Consider the following 18,672-nt stretch of genomic DNA (forward strand, 5'->3'; position numbering starts at 1 on the left):
AGCGTTCACACTCAGACCTCATAATTTGAAAGGAAGCGTGAGATTATGCTGATTGATGACAACCCACACATTCATACGGTAACACCCGCCCAGATTACGAAGGTTTTCTACCCTTACGTCATCGCTAAGACGGAAGCTGGGAGTTATGTCAACCTGAACTTAAGCGACCAGGAACGCAAGGACCCCTTATTCTGGGAATCCATCACGAACATCGCCAAGGCCAAACTTTGGGTGCCAATTGGCGAGAAGTTTCACCAACTCTTAGCCTACGATTGGACGTACGCCATGTAGCACAACTAAAAATTAATTGTCGCCGTGAATTAAAGGCCCCCAGTGAGAGCGCCATTCACCACTAAAGCGATCCGCAACCTCAGCCGCCAAGATGCTTGACTTGGCGGCTTTTTTGATTAATAAAAGGGCTTCCACACACCAAAAAAGGCCTGAGATTTTTATCCCAGACCCACTTGTTTAAAGCTATGATTAATTCTTAATGGGGAATCGGCTTATGCGTAAACTCGGCCTTTCGTCGCAACTGTTTACGCGTCTGTCCCACCATGATTTCCGTGGGATAAGCCAGATAACCGTCTAAGGTGCCCCCAAAGCTAGCAACGCAAAAACTCATAAAGCCCCAAATTGCGGGCGTCCAGTCAGGAAAGTAAGGGGCCATGCAAGCGACAATCGTGAAGAAAATAAATCCAACGAGACCTTCAAATCCCTGCCGACCAAACCGATTGAAGTAAGGATACTGACGAGTGAAGAGGCCGTCAACAATGACCAATCCGAGCATTGCACCTACTGCCAGATTCCTGCTAGATGCGACGGGTTCGAAAATCACCGGACTCATCAGCAACATCAATACCTGAAGAAACCAGAACGAATGAAACGCATAGCGCCAATCAAACCGCATCTGAATCGCCTCGCTTTCCAAGTTGGGTTCCGCTTTTGGAAGCCAAGTGTAGCACAGGAAAGCTTAACAATAGGCTAACAGAAACTGACCTGGTTAGGGTAGTTGCAATACTAACGCCCCGTTGTGTTCCGTTCGGATCGAAAGGCCGCTAGCATGCTGAGCAAGGCCCCAAGTCCGGTCACCACCAATACCAATAGAGCCCATTGAGACCCCAATGCCGTTTTAACGGCGGTACTGCCGGTTCCAGATGCCTGACTAGCGGCGATGATCGCGGAGACCACGGCCGTTCCAATGGCACCGGCGAACTGTTGAAGCGCGTTCATCAAGGCGTTACCGTCCGCTTTAAGGTCGGTACGCAATTGCTTCAATCCAGCTGTCATGATGTTCCCAAAGGCAATCCCAATTCCAACCATGTAGGCTACGTAAAGCCACAGAATGGCACCGACCGACAGGTGACTTGCAAAGCCCGTCATCAGGGCCAACGTGAGGACAACAATACTCAAGCCCAAAAGAATGGGGCGTTTAGCGCCGAAGCGATCCAAGATTTGACCACCGATTGGGGAAAAGGCAGCACCAATGACAGCCCCTGGCAAGACCACCAGCCCAGCCACAAAGGCTGTTCGCTGGTCCACCAACTGCAGATAATTTGGCAAGATAAAAGACAATCCCAGTGCCGTTGTCTGCACTAAAAAGAAGGCCAATAAATGCCAGGCGAAAGCCCCATTACGCACCGCTGCCAGCTGAATCAGCGGATGATCGACGTGATCCGACCGGCGCACAAAACCGATGACGCCAATAACACCCACAATCCATGAGCCCAGAACCGACCAACTCAGCCACTCGTGACTGCCGAGAGAACTGAACCCGTAGATTAGCCCCCCGAAGGCCAGAATCACTGTGACCATGCTGAGGACATCGAAAGACTCTCGCTTCGTAGGCGTGACCTGCTTGATCGTCCGAATCCCCACAAAGAACGAAATGATGAGAAATGGCAACAGAATCCAGAAGATATATCGCCAATTGAAATTCGTGACTAAAATACCGCCGTAGGTTGGCCCGATAGCGGGTCCCACGGCTGTGATCAAGGTTCCAATCCCCGTCATCAATCCAATCCGACTCAGCGGAACCTGTTCAAGGATGATGTTAAACATCAAGGGTAAGGCGATCCCGGTTCCGAGTCCTTGGACGGCCCGCCCCAGCAACAACCACGCGAAGGTCGGTGCAATGGCATCTAGCAACAATCCTGTAATAAATAGAAGGTTGGCCGTCACAAACAGCGACTTCAACCGAAAACGCCGTTTCAAATATGAGGAGATCGGAACGATGCAGGCCACGATCAGGAGATACAGTGTGGTCATCCATTGCACGGTCCCCGTGGTCACGTCAAATTGCTTCATTAACGTCGGAAACGTAATATTCATCGCAGTTTCTACAATAACACCACTCAGAGACATCAAGCCGGTAGCCAAAACAGCACCGACGACTCGAGGCTCAATTCTTTCACTTGCCATTAGCAGACTCCTCTCCGGGGATGGACTTTCCCCACTGTGCAACCTTCTGTAATGCGTGACGAAAGGCTGCGGCTTCATTGGCCGTCAGTCCTGCCACAATCTTGGCATCCTGTTGTTCCAGATGAGCCGTGACGATCGGTACCAACCGTTGGCCCTTCAGAGTCAATCTGAGTTGGCGCTTGCGACTGTCATTGCTAGCCACCTCTCGCGAAACCAAGTCGCGTTCCACCATCCGCTTGATCATCACGGATGCCGTGGACCGTTGCACGTGAAACTCTCGCTCAACGTCTAACTGATAGGTATCGGCTGTTCCCCGCCGACTGAGAAAATCAATCACGGACATCTGCATTCCTGTGAGATCATAGGGACGAGCAAACTCGTTCATTTCAAAACTCATCTGGTGCTCAGCATCTCTCAGCCAAGCACCTAATCTTCTATTGGGCATTTCCACACTTCCTTTTGTTAGTCAGCTAACAATTTTAACTGGCTTTCTTGGAAAATGCAAGCGTTAATTTTCGTGTAGCTGGCCCTTCCCACCTCGTAGTGATATGAACAGTCAGATCAAAAAAACCGCACACGATCAAGATTGATCGCATGCGGCCGTTAAAGTTAAATTTAAAGCGTGTCACCCTTGGCGCGTAACAATTCGCCTAACGCGGGTTGTTCCTTGGGATCGATGTGGCTAGTCTTGGCATAAGCATCGACCATCTCTTGACCGTAGAGCTTAGCATCAAGCGGCATGAAGGCCGTTCCGATTGGATCGTCGTCTTTGATAACCGCGTTGACCACAATCGGCTTGCGGTTCCCCTTAGCCTGCAGGTCTTTGATTTGATCGAAGACCGCTTCGACTTCGGCGTTGTTGGAAACGGTGAACCCAATCCCACCGAGTCCTTCGGCAACCTTCGCCCAGTCGGCATCGGTCAGATCGACCCCGTACAAGTGTTGCTTGGTATCAACTTGTTCACGGTAAATGAATCCGAAGCGTCGGTTACTGAAGACCACGTTGATAACAGGCAACTCATAACGCGCCTCTGTGATAATATCGGGGGCAACCATAGCGAATCCACCATCACCGGAGAAGGACCAGGCTTGACCATCTGGCACACTCAACGCCCCAGCTAACCCTGCTGGTAGCCCATACCCCATGGTAGCGAATAACCCAGAGAGAACGAAACGTTGTTGCTTATCCATTGGTAAGCCACGAACAGACCATTCAGAAACATTCCCGGTATCGACCCCATAGGTATCCTTCGGGCCAACCATGCTGGCAACCTTCTTCATGACGGCTTCGGGTGCGAGGCCCTGACTATCATCATCGGCCTGTTGCGCTAACCAGGCATTCCAGTTCTGCTTATTCTGCCGGTTAGCACGTAACCAATCCGTCTCTGGCAACGTTTCACCGGTGGCAATCATGGCTTGTAGATAACTCTTTGCATCACTGATGACCGCATAATCGATTGGAACCATTTTCCCAATATCAAATGAATTATTGTTTACTTGAATGATCTTAATATTCTTTGGCCAATATTGGGCAAATGGGAACTCAGAACCGAGGAAAAGAATCAAGTCCGTATGCTGAAGGGCTTCAAACCCAGACTTGGACCCCAAACGGCCAAACGTCCCAATGGCGTTGGGATGATCAGTTGGAATGACGCCCGTAGCGGGAACCGTATTGAGTACGGGAATATGGAACTGTTCACTGAACTTAACCAGCTCGTCTCGAGCTCCCAACAATCCCCGGCCAGCATAGATTAAGGGGTGCTTGGCTGCCTTGATCAGGTCGAGTGTGGCGGTTATCGCAGCGGGATCGATCGTTTGCGTGTAAGTATTTGAGACCGTGTTTGGCGTCTTAACTGGTTCATAATCAATTTCTGTAGCTGAAAGATCCTCAGGAATAATGACCACAGCTGGCCCCTTTTGCCGGTAGGCTTCACGAATGGCTTGGTTGACCATATAAGGCAATTGTTCGGCTGTCGTTGCCGTTCGATTATAGACAGCCACGTCGCTAAACATTGGCGTTTCGTCCATTTCTTGGAAGTAATTCGTATTCATCGTTGGCTGAGGGACTTGACCGACTAACGCTAACATTGGCACGTGATCCATTTTGGCATCGTAAAGACCATTAAAGAGGTGTGTGGCGCCAGGGCCCGCGGAACCAAAGGCAACACCAACTTTGCCAGTATACTTGGCATCAGCTGCGGCGGCTAAAGCCCCCACTTCTTCGTGGCGCACCTGGATGTATTGAATCTTGTCCTTTTCCAGGTAGAGACCCTCAACAGTGTGGTTGATGGACCCTCCAGGAATACCGTAGAGGTGATCGACACCCCATGCCTCTAAAACCTTGACCAATGCTTGACCCGCAATCATCTTTGTCATTTGAATCGCGCTCCTTCGGTGTAGGTGTCGATCATTCAGCACCCTAAAATCATTGATTACTGTCATCATATCCCCAAGTTATGGTGAATGCCAGCAATTGTACTTACTTTTTGTTAGTGAAAGGCTTCACTTATGAAGCGCTTCCATTCTACGGCTCAAAAAAAGGCTGCGATGGCAGCCCTTTTTAGCATTGAGATTGTTGAAACATCTTCTTACCAAAAATGCCGGTGTTTTAGCATCAAGGCCACCCAGGCCATAACGCCGACCATGATGGCCACGGTAATCAGCCACGAGATCCCTTGATTGGCAAATGGTAGCTTAACATTCATCCCGTAAAATCCCGTCACGATAGTTGGAATCGTCAAGACCAATGACCAAATCGTTAAAAATTTCATCGTGTCGTTCAGGTTATTGTTCAACACGTTGTTAAACGTCTTGGAAATACGATCGACAACATCCGCCTCGATAGACGTCATTTCGGACGTTTGACGGGCTTCAATGACAGCATCCGTGAGACGCTCATTGTTGGTATCCGAGAGTTGCTTGCCAAAAGGCGTATTACTTAGGTTAACCACCATCATCGCGTTGTTCCGAGTGGCACTGACAAAGTACGCCAGACTCTGCTGCAGGTTAGACAACGCGATTAAATCCTTGTTATCCGGCGACTGATTGAGCTGCCGGTCCAAACGATTCTGTTCCGCATTAATCTTACGAATTGGTGGAATAAACTGGTCAAACAAAATGAACAGGCCAACCAACACGAACTCATTGGTGTCCATAATCTGTTCTAACTTCAGTCGGTCGCTCAACGTCTGATTCACCCACTGGGTATTTTTAGTGGTAATGGAGAAGACTCGGTGACCCTTCAGTAGAAATGTCACAGGCCGCGTAATATAACGTTGCGACACTTGGTCCACAACCACCGGCACGTGAAAGACAAAGAGTTGTGTATTCAAATACTCGTCACGGTCATAGTGGGAGCGTTCATTTTCATCGGTAACGTAGGTCAAGATTTCTTCAGTCAGACCATAGTTAACCTGTAATTTTTCTCGGTCGGCATCGTCCTCAACCATGGCCATCACCCAGACCAGGTCTTGTTCCCCCGTCCCAATCTTTCTTTCAACAATCATGTCATTCCGCTCCTTGTTAAACGCTGTTTACAGTGTACCACGAGGGGCTAACTTTTACCGCCAAATTTCGGGGATTGTGCTTCTAACTATCGGCCAGATGCGTCAGGCTGGACTATCGGAAGCAAGGGCGATCCAGCCAATCAATCCAGACAAGATGCACTTAGAAAGACCTATTGGGAAAGGCCAACTCAAACACGACATCCCCTCTAAAACCAAAAAGGATCATCACTTCCGGACCCCACGCCCGGAAATGACGATCCCTTCAATCACTAAATTTTGACACCTAATTAATTATTGCTCTCCAAGCTGGCGGCATATGCCGTCTCCTGCTTGATGACCCGTTGCCGTTCCTTCTCGTTATACCAGGGCGAGATGGTGAATGCCAACACATCATTAATCAAGTAGACGGAACTGTTGATGAACATCGCCAACGTCGCCGATCCTTGGCGGAAGGAGATAAACCACAGCACCATTTGAGCCAGACCAGAAGCGATCCACCAAACGTATTGGTTGTTGAACCGTAGGAAACAGATTACGCCAGCGGTCAGACTGATGGCGAAGCTAATCGCATCGACCCATGGTCGTGGATCGTCGGTAAAGGTTCCAATTCCCCAGCCAGAGACCAAGTAAATCGCAACCGTTGAAGCCAGTGCAATGACCCAGGTCCGACCCGTAAACTTGCGGATCTTAGACGCCATGTTGACGTTCCAGCTCGCGCTCAAGAGAACTGGAATATCCAGTGTGGCCACGTAGGCCACCTGTTCGAAAATACTCAGATAGTTCTTCGCCGCATACCCCGTGATAATGAAGCAGATTGCAGAAAGCACGCCGAGAAAACCATTAACCGACTTCGCCGCGTTAATCGCCAGAACACAGAGAACTCCCAGCGTCGTCCCAATAAACGTCAAGACAGTCAGCAACGTTATTTGTTGGCTAACCAGCGTCATGACTTGGCACCCTAGGCTAAAGAAGAATAAGTAATAGTTTTGCTGTGGCCACCCTTTGAGTTGGTGGGATAAAAATTGAATATAATGCTTCATGCTAATTGCGCTCCCTCTTCATTTTCATTAACCACATCTAGTATTTCATCACCGGTGAAGTGGTCAGTTAGCACAACATGTTGTGGCGTTCAATTTGAACAACAGGATCGATTATAGCACGTAAATTTCCTTTCGGGGGCCTCTTTTAAAATTTGTTTCATGCCACTTTTACCCGTAGTAAGCGGTTACAATCAGACGGCCACAGCCGTGAAACAAAAACAATCTGTTCCGAAGGTTGCACATATTTGTTCGTTTGAGGGAATAGAAAAAGACCAGTCGCATACGACTGATCTTAGCTTATAATTCATGCGTGAGTGATTAGGCCTCAGGAGTCGCCGTGGTCGCCTTAGCCGTTGCCACTGCCAACATTTGAGTCAATTCACTGACCGTCAATTGACTCCCACCAGCCGCCAGCTCAGTATGACTCATGACCTTGGCTGATTTGACCAGAAGATCATGACAAGCCATTTCTAAGGCTTCACCGCTGGCTGTCAATGATAATGGACGTACTCGGCGATCGGAAGACTGATAACTTTGCAGCACATAGCCCCGACGAATCAATTGCGAGATTCCGCGCGACACTGCGGCACGAGAAATTCCGCGGCTATCGGCAACAGTAGCTGAAGTTAGCTTACCAGGATTCTCCAAAATATGGTGTAGAATCGCGTACTGATCCACGGAAATCCCCATTGCCCGTTGGAACCGTGTCGCTGACTTCTCCAATTCTCGCTTCAACTCCATGTAAGATTCGAAAAAACTTTCCGCATGAACGACCTTACTCTTTGCCATAGTATTCATCATATCCTTATCTTCTTCACTAACCGCTAAGATAATTAACACGATTAGCAATACGCAAAATGGTTGACCCCATAGAAATATCTATACATTTAATAATAAAGAACAATTTGCAGAAATGCAATAGGAATTCGCTAATTTGTAAAAAAGTTTAGGGTATAAAAAAGGCGGCCGCGTTTTAAACCCGGTCCGCCCCGCTAAACCTTTATTCCAGTTTTCTCAAATGATACAAGCGGGCTTCCCAAGGTTGAATCTCGAGATCGTCTGATGCTGCATCAAATCGTAGGTTCGTTAAAATAAGTTCACTCGTCTTCAAATCAAATTCTTGGGTGGTAGCACTGTCGTCACTCATATTAACGACGACCAACCAGTTATCTCCGTTCAAAGTTCGACGGTAGACGTACAACTGATCGTCGTGTGTATCAATCAATTCATAACGACCCCGTAGCAACGTTGGTACCGACTTCTTCAGTCGAACCAACTGCCGATAAAAGGTCACCACCGAATGCGGATCATGGCTCTCCCGCTCGACGTTCACCCGCTCCCCATCAGGCGCCGGCTTGATCCAGGGCTGGTGATCGGAGAACCCGCCGTATCGGTGCTGTGTCCAAGGCAGTGGCGTACGTGCATTATCTCGGCTTCGTTCGGACAGGTCTTCTAGAACTGTTTCGGCTGGCACACCCTGTGCCAGCTGTTGTCGGTAATACAACCGACTGTCAAGGTCTCGATAGTCATCGATTGACGTAAAGTGTGCATTCGTCAATCCCAACTCTTGTCCCTGATAAATGAAGGGCGTTCCTCTCATCAACAGGTACCACAACCCCAGGGCCTTTGCTGAGCGACGCCGGTAGTTCCGGTCGTTACCATAGTAGGACACGGCCCGTGGCAGATCATGATTCTCAATAAATAACGCAATCCAGCCACTATCGGCCATCGCCAACTGCCATTTCGTTAAATTCTCACGAAGTGCAGCCACTGGTAGCTTAGGTTCAGCCAACTCCCAGTTGTGCACGTGGTCGAACTCCAGTAACAGATCGAAGTAGCCCGTTTCGGGGGCTAACCAGTGTTGGGCGGTGGTCATATCAATACCACCAGTTTCGCCAATGACAAGCAAATGATTACGACGCAAGACGGGTTTCAAAGCCTCGAGATAAGCGGTTACCCCGGTAAAATCGGCAAAGTAGCCAGTTCTTGGATTAGCCACATCCGCAAAGTCCGCGCGCTTCTTCAGATGAGTCACCCCGTCGAGACGGAACCCATCGACACCACGGTCGGCCCACCACTGAATGACTGCCGCCAACTCATGTTGTACGGCGGGATTCTCCCAGTTCAGGTCGGCCTGTTCTCTGGCAAAGGAGTGCAGATAAGCCGCACCGACTTGCGCATTGTAGGTCCAGGCCGATCCGCCAAAAACGGATTCCCAGTTATTGGGCGCTGTGTCTTTGGTGGCCGATTGCCAAAGATAGTAATCATGATAGGGACTCTGCACATCTGCCACCGCGGCTTGGAACCACGGGTGTTTGGTAGACGTATGATTCAGTGGCAGGTCCAATACCACCTTAATATCCGCGGCGTGCAGGGCCGCGACCAGGTGATCAAAATCAGTGATCGTTCCGAATTGCGGCGCCACCCCCTGATAGTTTGTGACATCGTAGCCATTATCAATCCCACCGGATGGATAAAAGGCAGCGATCCAGACAAAGTCAATGCCCAGTGACTGTAGGTAAGCCACCTTGAGCTGGATGCCCGGCAGATCGCCGATCCCGTCGTGGTTACTATCATAAAAACTTTGTGGATAAATCTGGTACCCGACGGCTCGCTGCCACCACTCTGTGTCACTCATGAATTTCTTCCTTCCAATACGCAATTAATGCAACCGCTTGTCGCTTCTAACCATCAGTCTTGCACTCGCTTTCATTGTACCAATAATTATCCGGGTTGTGGTTTCTTTTTGCAAGTTTTATGCCTAACCCCATAAAATAAACGACAGCAGAAAATAGTCCCCCTTCTTTATTATTTTATTAATCATTGAACCAACTTATTCACCTAAGGTCATACCGCCTACACCCCGTTGGCCTCAGCCTAGAAGGTAACCGATTACGACGCCTTGCCCACAAAAATAGCCTGACCAGGCCCCGATAAGACGAGACTGATCAGACGATTTTTCATTCTATTTATTTTTTTGAAAACAACCACTACCCACGGTCTGATACGAAGCGTGATCGCCTCGTCCGACACCCACAAGCAGATTACCACGCGGTAGCAACGTGTTTTTAATCGATCTTCCGTTTGGGATTTAAGATGTTCATCGGATCGAACAATGTTTTAATCTGGTGTTGGAGTTGATCAACCGTCTCGCCGAGTTCGGGATTGTTCCACTGATTCTTAATCATCCCCACGGCATGTTCACCGGAGATAGTTCCACCCAGTTCGAGCGTCTTCCAGAAGGTCTGGCGTAAGGCCTCAATGATGACCTCTGGCACTGCTTCTTCGTCCTTAGGCCAAACGAACGTTGGGTGGACATTCCCATCACCAGCATGACCGGCAGTATAGATGGTAATCCCCAACTTCTTCCCTAAATCTTGAAGGTAATCCATCATCGGGGCTAGCTTAGAGAGTGGCATGGCCATGTCCTCCATCAAATGATTCTGACCAGCAAAGACGGCGGGTAACATGTCACGCCGTAATTGTTCCAGATCTGCCTGTTCTTGTTCGTCATCCGTGACCTGGACATTTTGGCCCTCGTACTTCGCCAAAAGATCTTTCACTACGGCCATGGATTCAGGACTGGAGCCTTCGAGTTTAAAGATCAACATGGCCCCGCTAGTCGTCGCATAATGGGTATGTTCATACTTATCCAAGGCAATGACTGTATTCCCATCCAAGGCTTCCAACATCGTTGGATAAACCCCGGACATTCGAATGGCTGTGACGGCCTTAGCCAATGCCCCCATGTTACCGAAGAAGGCAACCCCCATGACGGTTTGACCCAATGGAATTGGCATTAACTTTACAGTAATCTCAGTGATGATTCCGAGGGTCCCTTCAGACCCCACGAAGAGTTGGGTCAAGTCATAGCCGAAGGCTTGCTTTAACGTTCGACCGCCCAACTTGATCTCACGACCATCCGCTAAGACCGCCTTCAATCCTAGGACATTATCCTTGGTCGCCCCATAACGAACAGTACTCATCCCGCCGGCATTGGTTGAGACGTTCCCACCGATGGATGAAATGGGCTTAGAACCAGGGTCCGGCGCGTAGAACAATCCTCGTTTTCTCGCAGCCTGATCCAGATCACCATTAACCACGCCGGGTTGAACCACCGCGACGGAATCTTCCTTATCAATTTCTAGAATTCGATTCATTTGCCGAGTCGAAAGAATCAAGGCGCCCGTCTGACCATCAGAACCAATAACGGTACTGGTTGCAGTGGTTTGCGGAATGACTGGCAAGTGGAACTTCCGTGCGGTTCGCAGAACCCCCTGAATATCGGCGACACTTTCAACTTCAATGAAGGCCCGAGCCAGACCACTTTCACCACCAGAAGCATTGGCGTTGAACGATTGCTTTTTGAGCGTGGCCATATCGGTTTCCACCGTGCCATCCTTAACCTGAGCTATCAGGTAGTCGAGAATTTCTTCATCAGAATATGCACTGAATACTGTCATTTGTAGGACCTCTTTTTGTGTTTTAGAGACAAGGTCATCATAGCACCACTTTAAAAAGAATACCTTATTGAATTCTCGGAAAACTTGATCAGGTCGGGAAAAGCGGTTTCATCCTTGTAAAATGCGCTATAATTGAGATATCGAATGAGGAGGTATTTCGCTATGCGTCGAAAAAATCTACAAGTTACCGATTTAATCAAGGTCAAGGCTTTTTTAAGGACGGGACACGTCATCAACACTGCCATTCACGACGGTGATTATCCTTACGTGGTTCCAACGAACTACGGTTTCCAATTTGATGAAGATGGCCTACTCCACCTCTACCTTCACGGGGCGCCAGAAGGTAAGAAACGTGAGCTAATCGCCAAAGATGGTCACGTCGCCTTCGACATCGTGGCCAAGGCAGAACGTTATGACACGCCTGATGGCGAATTGTCGAACAACGGGTACGCCTACCAAAGTATTATGGGAACTGGAAATGCCAGCCTGGTCACTGATTTGAAGGAAAAGCGAGAAGCCTTAGAACTGATTCTCGACCACGAGCTGGGTAGCCGTGATGATTCCTTGAAACCGGCAGATGTCGAATACACCGGTGTTATTCGAATCGATGTCACCAGCATGACCGCTAAGGAAGCCACTAAAGACAAAAACTAATCAACAGAATCTGGGCGGTTGCCCAGATTCTTTTTTTAAAATTATTAGTTGCAAATGCAACTTAAACGTTTTATACTAGGCCTACGCGTTTTTGGAAACTATCGCTATCTACGCTTATCAGGGGACGACAGTGACTTTAAAAATCAGCTTAAAGGAGATGGGAATTTGCCAGATATTCTAAGATCCATTGGCATCATCGATCGTGCACTGGATACGATCGCTAACATCGAGTTCAAGGAAGTTAATCTCACCCGTGGTCAATATCTTTATTTAGTTCGAGTCTATGAGCATCCCGGCATCATTTTGGAACGCCTGGCTAATCTAATCAAAGTCGACAAGACGACGGCAGCTCGGGCCATTCAAAAGATGGAAAAAAATGGCCTACTTGCGCGCAAGGTGAATCCCGCCGACAAAAAACAAAAGCAGATTTACGTTACCGAAAAGGGCCGCCAGGTTTACCCCCTCATTCACCGGGAGAATCTGTACTCTAACGAGGTCGCCCTGACTGGAATCTCACCTGACGACCAGATGAAGTTGCACGATCTTCTTGAACAAGTGGCGAAAAATATCGAAGACGACTACAACACCGTTAAACGCGGTGAGAAACGTCAGTATTAAGTGGCCCATGACTAACCCAACTTTCACCGTTGTCAGTCCCCAACAGCTAGCTGATTTGCGCCGTCTCAGCATCGACACCTTCACTGATGCCTTTGGAACCCAGAATACCTCGACGGACCTTCAAGCTTACCTGACTCAGGCCTTCAGCCCCAGCCAATTGGCGAACGAACTAAGTGATCCCAGCAGTCAGTTCATCTTTATCCAGACGGCGAACGAGAATTGCGGGTACCTTAAGCTGGTTACTCACCCAGATTATTTAGAGATTCAACGACTCTACCTCACGCCGCGCGCGCAACGCCAAGGATACGGTGCCGCAGCTATTGCCTTCGCGGCACATCTTGCTCAGTCAAAAGTTAAACATGAATTGCGCCTCGCCGTGTGGGAACACAACCTGCCAGCATTCAAGTTTTACGTGGCTCAGGGGTTCCGCCCAATTGGTAGCCACCCCTTTCAATTGGGGTCAGCAATACAAACCGACCTCATCATGACCAAAAAATATAAATTTGGAGATGTTCATTTATGAAACAAGCAATCATCGATCCATCCTTTTGGGAACTATTCCCCCAAGGGCAAATCAGCATTCTAACCCTCAAAGGTATCGACAATCATGTCAACGAAGCTGACGATCCTTACTTCCAAACCCTTCTTAACGACGGGGCTACCGAAGCTGAAAAGTTCATCACAGACGACACCTTTAGAGAAAATGCCGTCATCGCCGAATGGCGGGATGCCTTACGGAAGTTCAAGACTAAGAAGGGCGCTCGTTCATCAATCGAAGCCCTCCTCAAGCGGATCAGTCAAGGCAAGCACCTCAGTCCCATCAACCCGTTGGTCGACATCTACAACAGTATTTCACTGAAATACGCTTCACCCTGTGGGGGCGAAAATATCGACGCCATCGCTGGTGACCTCCACCTCGGCCTCGCTCAGGGTGGCGAAGGCTTCCGTCCTTTAGGCGACACTGAAGACTCTCCTGCTCTACCAGGCGAAATGATCTACTATGACAACGATGGTGCCATCTGCCGAAGCCTTAATTGGCGTGAAGCCCAACGAACCATGCTGACGGAAGACACCACGAACGCCGTGCTGGTTATCGAAGCCATCAACGCCGATCAAGCCACCCGGGCTAGCGAAGCCATTCAGGAATTGAAGAACCTATGCGAACACTACTTCAAGGTCACTGGCACGACCACCCTCTTAACCGCCGATCATGCGGCCACGACTTTAGTGGACTAACACCGCATTCTTTGAGTTAACGACGACATCAAAATCACCACAGGCTCTGTCATTATTGACGGAACCTATGGTGATTTTTTGTTTGTATCAGTTAAGCTATGCGCCTAGTGACCTACACGTTGCGTTAGTGACGAACAAACCATCTTAGCCGAAGGCGACCAGCATAGAATTTAAGTCAACTTCGTAAACTGCTTATTCTCCAAGCGGTACTGATGATCGCACTGTGCAGCCACATCTGGTTCATGCGTCACAATGATCACACACTTATTCTGTTCATGCGCGATTCGCTGAAATTGTGCGATCACGGCCTTCGTGTTATCTTCATCAAGATTTCCGGTTGGTTCATCAGCCACAATCACCTGTGCATCACAACACATCGTGCGCGCGATGGCCACTCGCTGTTGTTGCCCACCAGACAGTTGCTGGACGTTGCGATCGACTAGGTTATCTCCGATCCCAAGGTCATTTAGAATCTGTTTGGCATACGCACGATCACCAGCATGCTCCGCTTCCGTGATGGCCATGGCCGTCAGCAGATTATTCATCGGCGACATATAGGTAAAGAGGTTGTACGCCTGGAACACAATCGCGACATCATGACGGCGATAGTTGGTTAGTCCGATCTGCTTTAACGCGTGGTCACCCAATAAGATTTCTCCCGCTTTTGGTTTGTCGAGCCCGGCAATCAGTGACAGAAAGGTCGTCTTCCCGGTCCCACTGTGCCCCAGAATAGCGTAGGACTTACCTGACTCGAATGTCAGATTAATCCCTTGAAACAAGGGGTGTGCTTCATCCTGGTACCAGTATCCCAGGTCTTGTATTTTTAACATCGACAATCCTCCTTAGGAAATCAGTACTTTCTTTGGTTCCAATCGTATAATCCCACCGGCAGCTATCATAATCGACAGAAAGGTGATGGCTAAGCCAAAACCGCCAAGTTCGGCGAGATCAACGGCACTTACCGCAATCTCTAAATTGAGATCCTTCGCCTTGGTGCTGGCGGCCTGCCTGTTACCAGGACCACTGCCCTTAGTGCCACCAGGTTGGCCGCCCGGTTGGTCGGACGTGGCGTTCGTGGTTGTTTGCGTCGTGGTACTCTGAGAAACCAATTGTGACCCCAGCTGATTGCCGACAAACTTACCACCAGCGCCCGCAATCGCAATTGCCACTACAATCACCATCAACATTTCCGTAAAGAACTGTGCGACGATCTTCCAACGCGCTTCACCGAGGGATAAGAGCACCCCGATTTCAAAGCGCCGCTCGCGAATCATTAAGATAACAATCAAAGCCAGAATAACGGTTCCCGCAATGGCGACCAACCAAACAATCTTGTTGGCGAAACCTGCCACATTAGCCATGGATGCCTTCACTGACTGATAACTGGCGTCGTCGGTGCTCAGAGAATACTGACTGCTGATCAGCTGATTACCAGCCTTCTTAGTCGTACTGACCTTGGCCGGATTCGTCACATTAAAGGTGACCGAATCGGCTGTCCCGGCGTACTTGCTCCCCTTAATCGTATTCGCCAAGGTGTATGACGCATAGATCGTATTGGCGGGATCAGTACTCATCGGCCCAGCACTAGCCGAACTCGTCGAGCTAGCCGTATAAATTCCCACAACTTTAATCGTCACGGTGGCCTTATTACCACTGGTCTTCTTGAGTGTCATGGTATCTCCAACAGTCAAGTTGTTTTGACTGGCCAACTCCTTTTCAATGACCACGTTGTTCGTATTCTTGTCGTTTGCCGTGATACCGCGCCCCTTAGTTATCTTACTTTGACCCTCACTAAAGGTTGTGGTCAAACTCGTGGCAGTGACCCCATCAATCTGGGTATCACCAGAACTTGCGGATGACTTCATACCAGTCGGGCCACCACCATTACCACCCATACCGCTGGTCGTTGAGACCGTATCGTAGGATTTAGCATTCGCCGAGGTACTACTCGTCACATTGCTCGTCTTGATATTACTGAGCTTGGCGATCTTCGTCGCATCACTTAATTTCACCGGTGTCAGTGTTAACTTCGGCCGGCTGGTTTTGCTACTGGAACGACTACTGTTCTGACGCATCTTTTTAAAAGCTGCCTGCCGATTGGCCGATAGTGTCATGGTGGCACCAGCCTCATTCTTAGCCGTTTCAGTCGCCTTAACCGCTGCGCTCCGGATCAGTAATCCGGCCAACACAAACATCAAAATTGCAGACGAAACCAGAATCAGTAACAGTGATCGTCCTTTCTTCACCCAGATATTTAACCAAGCGCGTTTGAAAAAGTTCATGCGCGTCGCCTCCATTCATAACTTGTCATCGATTATGGCAAACTGGGCTTATCGCAAACCTAAAACACGGTCTGTAACACCGCCTATCTGCGACTCAAAAACGGCGGCATCCTGCAGGACACCGCCGTTTAGACTCTTTTCCTAAATTAATGACGCTGTTAATAAAGCGTTAAGGCTCACCCAACTTATCTTCGGGGGGAAAGACGTCCGGATAGAGTGCTGAGTACTCCTGATACCACTCAAAAGCGGTCGTTACCAGGACTTTGAGGACGGCAAATCCCGGCACCCCAAAGATAACCCCGATCAGGCCAAACATCTTACCACTTGCCAGTAAGACAAAGACAATGGTAATCGGGTGCATGGCCAGACTGTTTCCCATAATCAGTGGCGATAAGACTTGCGTCTCCAAGACCCATTCAATCAGGTAAACAATCACCACACCCAGTAACATCGACGGACTCGTCACAACTCCCATGATGATCGCTGGAATCAGCGCAATCGCCGACCCAAAGTATGGAATTAGATTCAGTGGTCCCGCGATAAGTCCGATCAAGATGGCATAGGGCAACCCAATGATAGAATAACCCGTGGTGAAGATAATCATGACACATAGTGCCACCGTGAGTTGACCGCGGACATAGGAACTCACCTTAGCATTCATCTTGTCGAGCATGACGACGAAGCGTTCCCGGTAGGCCGTTGGCACAACTTGACTAATATAATGTGGGAATCGCGATCCATCTTTCAACATGAAGAAAAGGACCATTGGCGCCGTAATCAGCGTGATAATCCAATCGCTCACCGTGGTCACCACATTCCCCAGAGAACTCAGGGTTCCCGTCAGAATATTCCACCCCCGCTGGGAGAAGTAAGTCGTCACCCGATGATTGATCTCGGCGAGATTAGCCGCCGATACCCAGTGATGTTTCTGATTCATGGTATTGAGTTTTTGCATCACATCGTTGGCAAACTGCGGTAAGGCCGCAATAATCCCGGTCGTTTGCTTCGTAAGAAATGGAATCAGCATGAGGAAGATCACGACGATAATGGCAATGGTCACTATCATAGCAATTGCAATCGCCAGACCCTCCTTCAACTTCAACCGGCGTTCCATGAAGTGAACAAACGGATCGAGGACGTAATACAGGATTCCCGCGACCACGATTGCCGGCGCCGTGATGCCAATAAACTTCCAAACTGGATCCAACAGACCGGCGTTTTGGACGAGCTCATTGACCACTAATAAAAGTAAAAAAATATTTAGCAATAATATTGTAATATGATTGTTCAAAAACCGTTGGTAGAACCAAGAAAATCCCGACTCTGGCTGTCGCAGTTTATTCAAAACGACCCCTCCCCAAGTTAACTTACTCCTAGTTTACGGCTCAGCGGCGGCTATGACTAGCCCGAATCTCGAATTCTTCTACCCGCTCATACTGAAATTAATGAAAGGGGCATAGAACGTGATCCGATCCTCATGTTCAATCTTGTCTTCGACCAAGCCACCCACGGCCACCACCTTGTGAGGCAGACTAGTCGTCTGGGGATTCCCACATTTTAGTCGCAGGTGTGCCAATTTTAGCATCAGAAAAAGCTCTGGGACATCACTCAAAAATCAGCTTTTTCAGAAAGACTTTCTTCTGAAAAAACTGATTTTAGTTTTGGTCATTATAGTGTCGAAACGTGCGCAACAAGGCAGTTTGTTGCGCTTAACCCGAGAACAAGAATTATGCCAAGACCAGGCATAGCCCCTGTTCTCACGTTAATGCTCGCAAACTAACCACCTTATGTTCCACACTCTTCCCATCACTTCGTGTTCTGTGCCACTTTAACCGTGGTGTCGGCGGCTTGTCCTTTGACGGTATAGGTTTGCTTACCGTCTTGCCAGGTCACCGTGTTGTCCTTGTCATCATCGGTCTTGCTGTAGACTGTGACAGCCCCAGTATCTGCATGCTTAGGCAGGCTACTCTTGCGCAATTGTTGATTGACCTGCTTAGCAAATTGAGTCGGCGTTCCCGTCTGATCGGCGTTACTGGTAACCGCCGTGACCGACCAATCGCCCTTGGTCCAATGGACGTAGGTATGTCCCATAACCCCTTGAACGACAGCGCTTGTCGACTTGTTCAGTTTAACTTTTTCGCCATCAGCGTTACCGACGTAATCCACTTGATCCTTGGCCGTGGCACGCGATCCGTAGGTCTTCTTTTGCAGGGTCGTGGATTGATCACCGGTACTCTGATCCGTATATTTAACCGTATAATTTTGCTTGGTTCCGCTAGCCGTAGTCGCCGTCACCTTCGTGCCATCGACGGACGCCGAATTGGGCGCTACCGTCTGGCCCGTGGAACTGACATCGTTAGCCGCGTGCATCTGAAGCACGCTGCCGGACCCCAGTGCTAATACTGCCAACGTCGCCGTGACCACCGTAATCAATTTCGTTTTACGTTGCATTTTC

19 protein-coding genes are annotated in these 18,672 nt (G+C 49.1%); 5 read left to right on the forward strand and 14 right to left on the reverse strand.

The features are described from left to right. The first annotated feature begins 45 nt into the window (after window positions 1-45). Window positions 46-291: a hypothetical protein gene (locus EKM71_RS04960; protein WP_125573548.1), complete on the forward strand. Its 246-nt coding sequence runs from the start codon at window positions 46-48 to the stop codon at window positions 289-291. 196 nt (window positions 292-487) lie between these two features. Here the strand turns inward: EKM71_RS04960 and EKM71_RS04965 are convergent, their stop codons facing one another. The 9 genes from EKM71_RS04965 to EKM71_RS05005 all read right to left on the reverse strand — a co-directional run bounded on the left by EKM71_RS04965 (window position 488) and on the right by EKM71_RS05005 (window position 11,427). Continuing rightward, window positions 488-907 carry a hypothetical protein gene (locus EKM71_RS04965; RefSeq protein ID WP_125573549.1) on the reverse strand — a complete coding sequence of 140 codons (420 nt, stop codon included), beginning with the start codon at window positions 905-907 and terminating at the stop codon, window positions 488-490. 110 nt (window positions 908-1,017) lie between these two features. Next, window positions 1,018-2,418, reverse strand: a complete 1,401-nt coding sequence (locus EKM71_RS04970; RefSeq protein WP_125573550.1) for a DHA2 family efflux MFS transporter permease subunit — start codon at window positions 2,416-2,418, stop codon at window positions 1,018-1,020. Then, window positions 2,408-2,863, reverse strand: a complete 456-nt coding sequence (locus EKM71_RS04975) for a MarR family winged helix-turn-helix transcriptional regulator (RefSeq protein WP_125573551.1) — start codon at window positions 2,861-2,863, stop codon at window positions 2,408-2,410. The genes EKM71_RS04970 and EKM71_RS04975 overlap by 11 nt, the downstream gene beginning before the upstream one ends. 170 nt (window positions 2,864-3,033) lie before the next feature. Beyond that, window positions 3,034-4,794, reverse strand: coding sequence for a pyruvate oxidase (gene spxB / locus EKM71_RS04980; protein ID WP_125573552.1), 1,761 nt, complete (start codon window positions 4,792-4,794; stop codon window positions 3,034-3,036). A gap of 212 nt (window positions 4,795-5,006) precedes the next feature. Beyond that, window positions 5,007-5,924, reverse strand: coding sequence for a magnesium transporter CorA family protein (locus EKM71_RS04985; RefSeq protein ID WP_125573553.1), 918 nt, complete (start codon window positions 5,922-5,924; stop codon window positions 5,007-5,009). A 287-nt stretch (window positions 5,925-6,211) separates the two neighbouring features. Then, entirely contained in the window at window positions 6,212-6,964 is a 753-nt protein-coding gene (gene pnuC / locus EKM71_RS04990) for a nicotinamide riboside transporter PnuC (RefSeq protein WP_164504724.1), read from the reverse strand. Window positions 6,965-7,282: 318 nt separating this feature from the next. Continuing rightward, window positions 7,283-7,753 carry a MarR family winged helix-turn-helix transcriptional regulator gene (locus tag EKM71_RS04995; protein WP_125573631.1) on the reverse strand — a complete coding sequence of 157 codons (471 nt, stop codon included), beginning with the start codon at window positions 7,751-7,753 and terminating at the stop codon, window positions 7,283-7,285. Window positions 7,754-7,964: 211 nt separating this feature from the next. After that, window positions 7,965-9,602, reverse strand: a complete 1,638-nt coding sequence (locus tag EKM71_RS05000; protein WP_125573555.1) for a glycoside hydrolase family 13 protein — start codon at window positions 9,600-9,602, stop codon at window positions 7,965-7,967. Window positions 9,603-10,032: 430 nt separating this feature from the next. After that, the gene (locus EKM71_RS05005; RefSeq protein WP_125573556.1) at window positions 10,033-11,427 is read right to left on the reverse strand and encodes an FAD-binding oxidoreductase; all 1,395 of its coding nucleotides are present in this window, start codon (window positions 11,425-11,427) and stop codon (window positions 10,033-10,035) included. Between the two features lie 162 nt (window positions 11,428-11,589). On the opposite strand from EKM71_RS05005, the gene EKM71_RS05010 reads away from it, so the two are divergent. From EKM71_RS05010 to EKM71_RS05025, 4 genes are all read left to right on the forward strand, one after another. Continuing rightward, complete coding sequence (locus EKM71_RS05010) at window positions 11,590-12,081, forward strand: pyridoxamine 5'-phosphate oxidase family protein (RefSeq protein WP_125573557.1); 492 nt, start codon at window positions 11,590-11,592, stop codon at window positions 12,079-12,081. 165 nt (window positions 12,082-12,246) lie between these two features. Beyond that, window positions 12,247-12,699 carry a MarR family winged helix-turn-helix transcriptional regulator gene (locus EKM71_RS05015; protein ID WP_125573632.1) on the forward strand — a complete coding sequence of 151 codons (453 nt, stop codon included), beginning with the start codon at window positions 12,247-12,249 and terminating at the stop codon, window positions 12,697-12,699. 7 nt (window positions 12,700-12,706) lie between these two features. Continuing rightward, the gene (locus EKM71_RS05020) at window positions 12,707-13,222 is read left to right on the forward strand and encodes a GNAT family N-acetyltransferase (protein WP_125573558.1); all 516 of its coding nucleotides are present in this window, start codon (window positions 12,707-12,709) and stop codon (window positions 13,220-13,222) included. Then, window positions 13,219-13,935, forward strand: coding sequence for a B3/B4 domain-containing protein (locus EKM71_RS05025; RefSeq protein WP_125573559.1), 717 nt, complete (start codon window positions 13,219-13,221; stop codon window positions 13,933-13,935). The genes EKM71_RS05020 and EKM71_RS05025 overlap by 4 nt, the downstream gene beginning before the upstream one ends. Before the next feature lie 170 nt (window positions 13,936-14,105). On the opposite strand, the gene EKM71_RS05030 is transcribed toward EKM71_RS05025, so the two are convergent. The 5 genes from EKM71_RS05030 to EKM71_RS05045 form a co-directional block, all read right to left on the reverse strand. Further along, on the reverse strand, window positions 14,106-14,765 hold the full coding sequence (locus EKM71_RS05030) for an ABC transporter ATP-binding protein (protein WP_125573560.1): 660 nt from the start codon (window positions 14,763-14,765) through the stop codon (window positions 14,106-14,108). Between the two features lie 12 nt (window positions 14,766-14,777). After that, on the reverse strand, window positions 14,778-16,217 hold the full coding sequence (locus EKM71_RS05035; protein WP_125573561.1) for an ABC transporter permease: 1,440 nt from the start codon (window positions 16,215-16,217) through the stop codon (window positions 14,778-14,780). A 169-nt stretch (window positions 16,218-16,386) separates the two neighbouring features. Next, window positions 16,387-17,562: an AI-2E family transporter gene (locus EKM71_RS05040; RefSeq protein ID WP_125573562.1), complete on the reverse strand. Its 1,176-nt coding sequence runs from the start codon at window positions 17,560-17,562 to the stop codon at window positions 16,387-16,389. Window positions 17,563-17,640: 78 nt separating this feature from the next. Beyond that, window positions 17,641-17,802 carry a hypothetical protein gene (locus EKM71_RS11050; RefSeq protein ID WP_164504725.1) on the reverse strand — a complete coding sequence of 54 codons (162 nt, stop codon included), beginning with the start codon at window positions 17,800-17,802 and terminating at the stop codon, window positions 17,641-17,643. A gap of 221 nt (window positions 17,803-18,023) precedes the next feature. Beyond that, window positions 18,024-18,668, reverse strand: coding sequence for a hypothetical protein (locus tag EKM71_RS05045; RefSeq protein WP_125573563.1), 645 nt, complete (start codon window positions 18,666-18,668; stop codon window positions 18,024-18,026). Window positions 18,669-18,672 lie beyond the last annotated feature (4 nt).

The organism is Levilactobacillus huananensis, from assembly GCF_003946145.1.
Classification (GTDB): domain Bacteria; phylum Bacillota; class Bacilli; order Lactobacillales; family Lactobacillaceae; genus Levilactobacillus; species Levilactobacillus huananensis.

Excerpts from the sequence above, each read along its gene's own strand:
- EKM71_RS05030 (WP_125573560.1), bottom strand. The coding sequence starts at position 14,765 with ATGTTAAAAATACAAGACCTGGGATACTGGTACCAGGATGAAGCACAC.
- spxB (WP_125573552.1), bottom strand. The coding sequence starts at position 4,794 with ATGACAAAGATGATTGCGGGTCAAGCATTGGTCAAGGTTTTAGAGGCA.
- EKM71_RS04985 (WP_125573553.1), bottom strand. The coding sequence starts at position 5,924 with ATGATTGTTGAAAGAAAGATTGGGACGGGGGAACAAGACCTGGTCTGG.
- EKM71_RS05035 (WP_125573561.1), bottom strand. The coding sequence starts at position 16,217 with ATGAACTTTTTCAAACGCGCTTGGTTAAATATCTGGGTGAAGAAAGGA.
- EKM71_RS05010 (WP_125573557.1), top strand. The coding sequence starts at position 11,590 with ATGCGTCGAAAAAATCTACAAGTTACCGATTTAATCAAGGTCAAGGCT.
- pnuC (WP_164504724.1), bottom strand. The coding sequence starts at position 6,964 with ATGAAGCATTATATTCAATTTTTATCCCACCAACTCAAAGGGTGGCCA.
- EKM71_RS04970 (WP_125573550.1), bottom strand. The coding sequence starts at position 2,418 with ATGGCAAGTGAAAGAATTGAGCCTCGAGTCGTCGGTGCTGTTTTGGCT.
- EKM71_RS05000 (WP_125573555.1), bottom strand. The coding sequence starts at position 9,602 with ATGAGTGACACAGAGTGGTGGCAGCGAGCCGTCGGGTACCAGATTTAT.
- EKM71_RS05025 (WP_125573559.1), top strand. The coding sequence starts at position 13,219 with ATGAAACAAGCAATCATCGATCCATCCTTTTGGGAACTATTCCCCCAA.
- EKM71_RS05020 (WP_125573558.1), top strand. The coding sequence starts at position 12,707 with ATGACTAACCCAACTTTCACCGTTGTCAGTCCCCAACAGCTAGCTGAT.
- EKM71_RS04975 (WP_125573551.1), bottom strand. The coding sequence starts at position 2,863 with ATGCCCAATAGAAGATTAGGTGCTTGGCTGAGAGATGCTGAGCACCAG.
- EKM71_RS05005 (WP_125573556.1), bottom strand. The coding sequence starts at position 11,427 with ATGACAGTATTCAGTGCATATTCTGATGAAGAAATTCTCGACTACCTG.
- EKM71_RS04965 (WP_125573549.1), bottom strand. The coding sequence starts at position 907 with ATGCGGTTTGATTGGCGCTATGCGTTTCATTCGTTCTGGTTTCTTCAG.
- EKM71_RS11050 (WP_164504725.1), bottom strand. The coding sequence starts at position 17,802 with ATGCTAAAATTGGCACACCTGCGACTAAAATGTGGGAATCCCCAGACG.
- EKM71_RS04995 (WP_125573631.1), bottom strand. The coding sequence starts at position 7,753 with ATGGCAAAGAGTAAGGTCGTTCATGCGGAAAGTTTTTTCGAATCTTAC.
- EKM71_RS05045 (WP_125573563.1), bottom strand. The coding sequence starts at position 18,668 with ATGCAACGTAAAACGAAATTGATTACGGTGGTCACGGCGACGTTGGCA.
- EKM71_RS04960 (WP_125573548.1), top strand. The coding sequence starts at position 46 with ATGCTGATTGATGACAACCCACACATTCATACGGTAACACCCGCCCAG.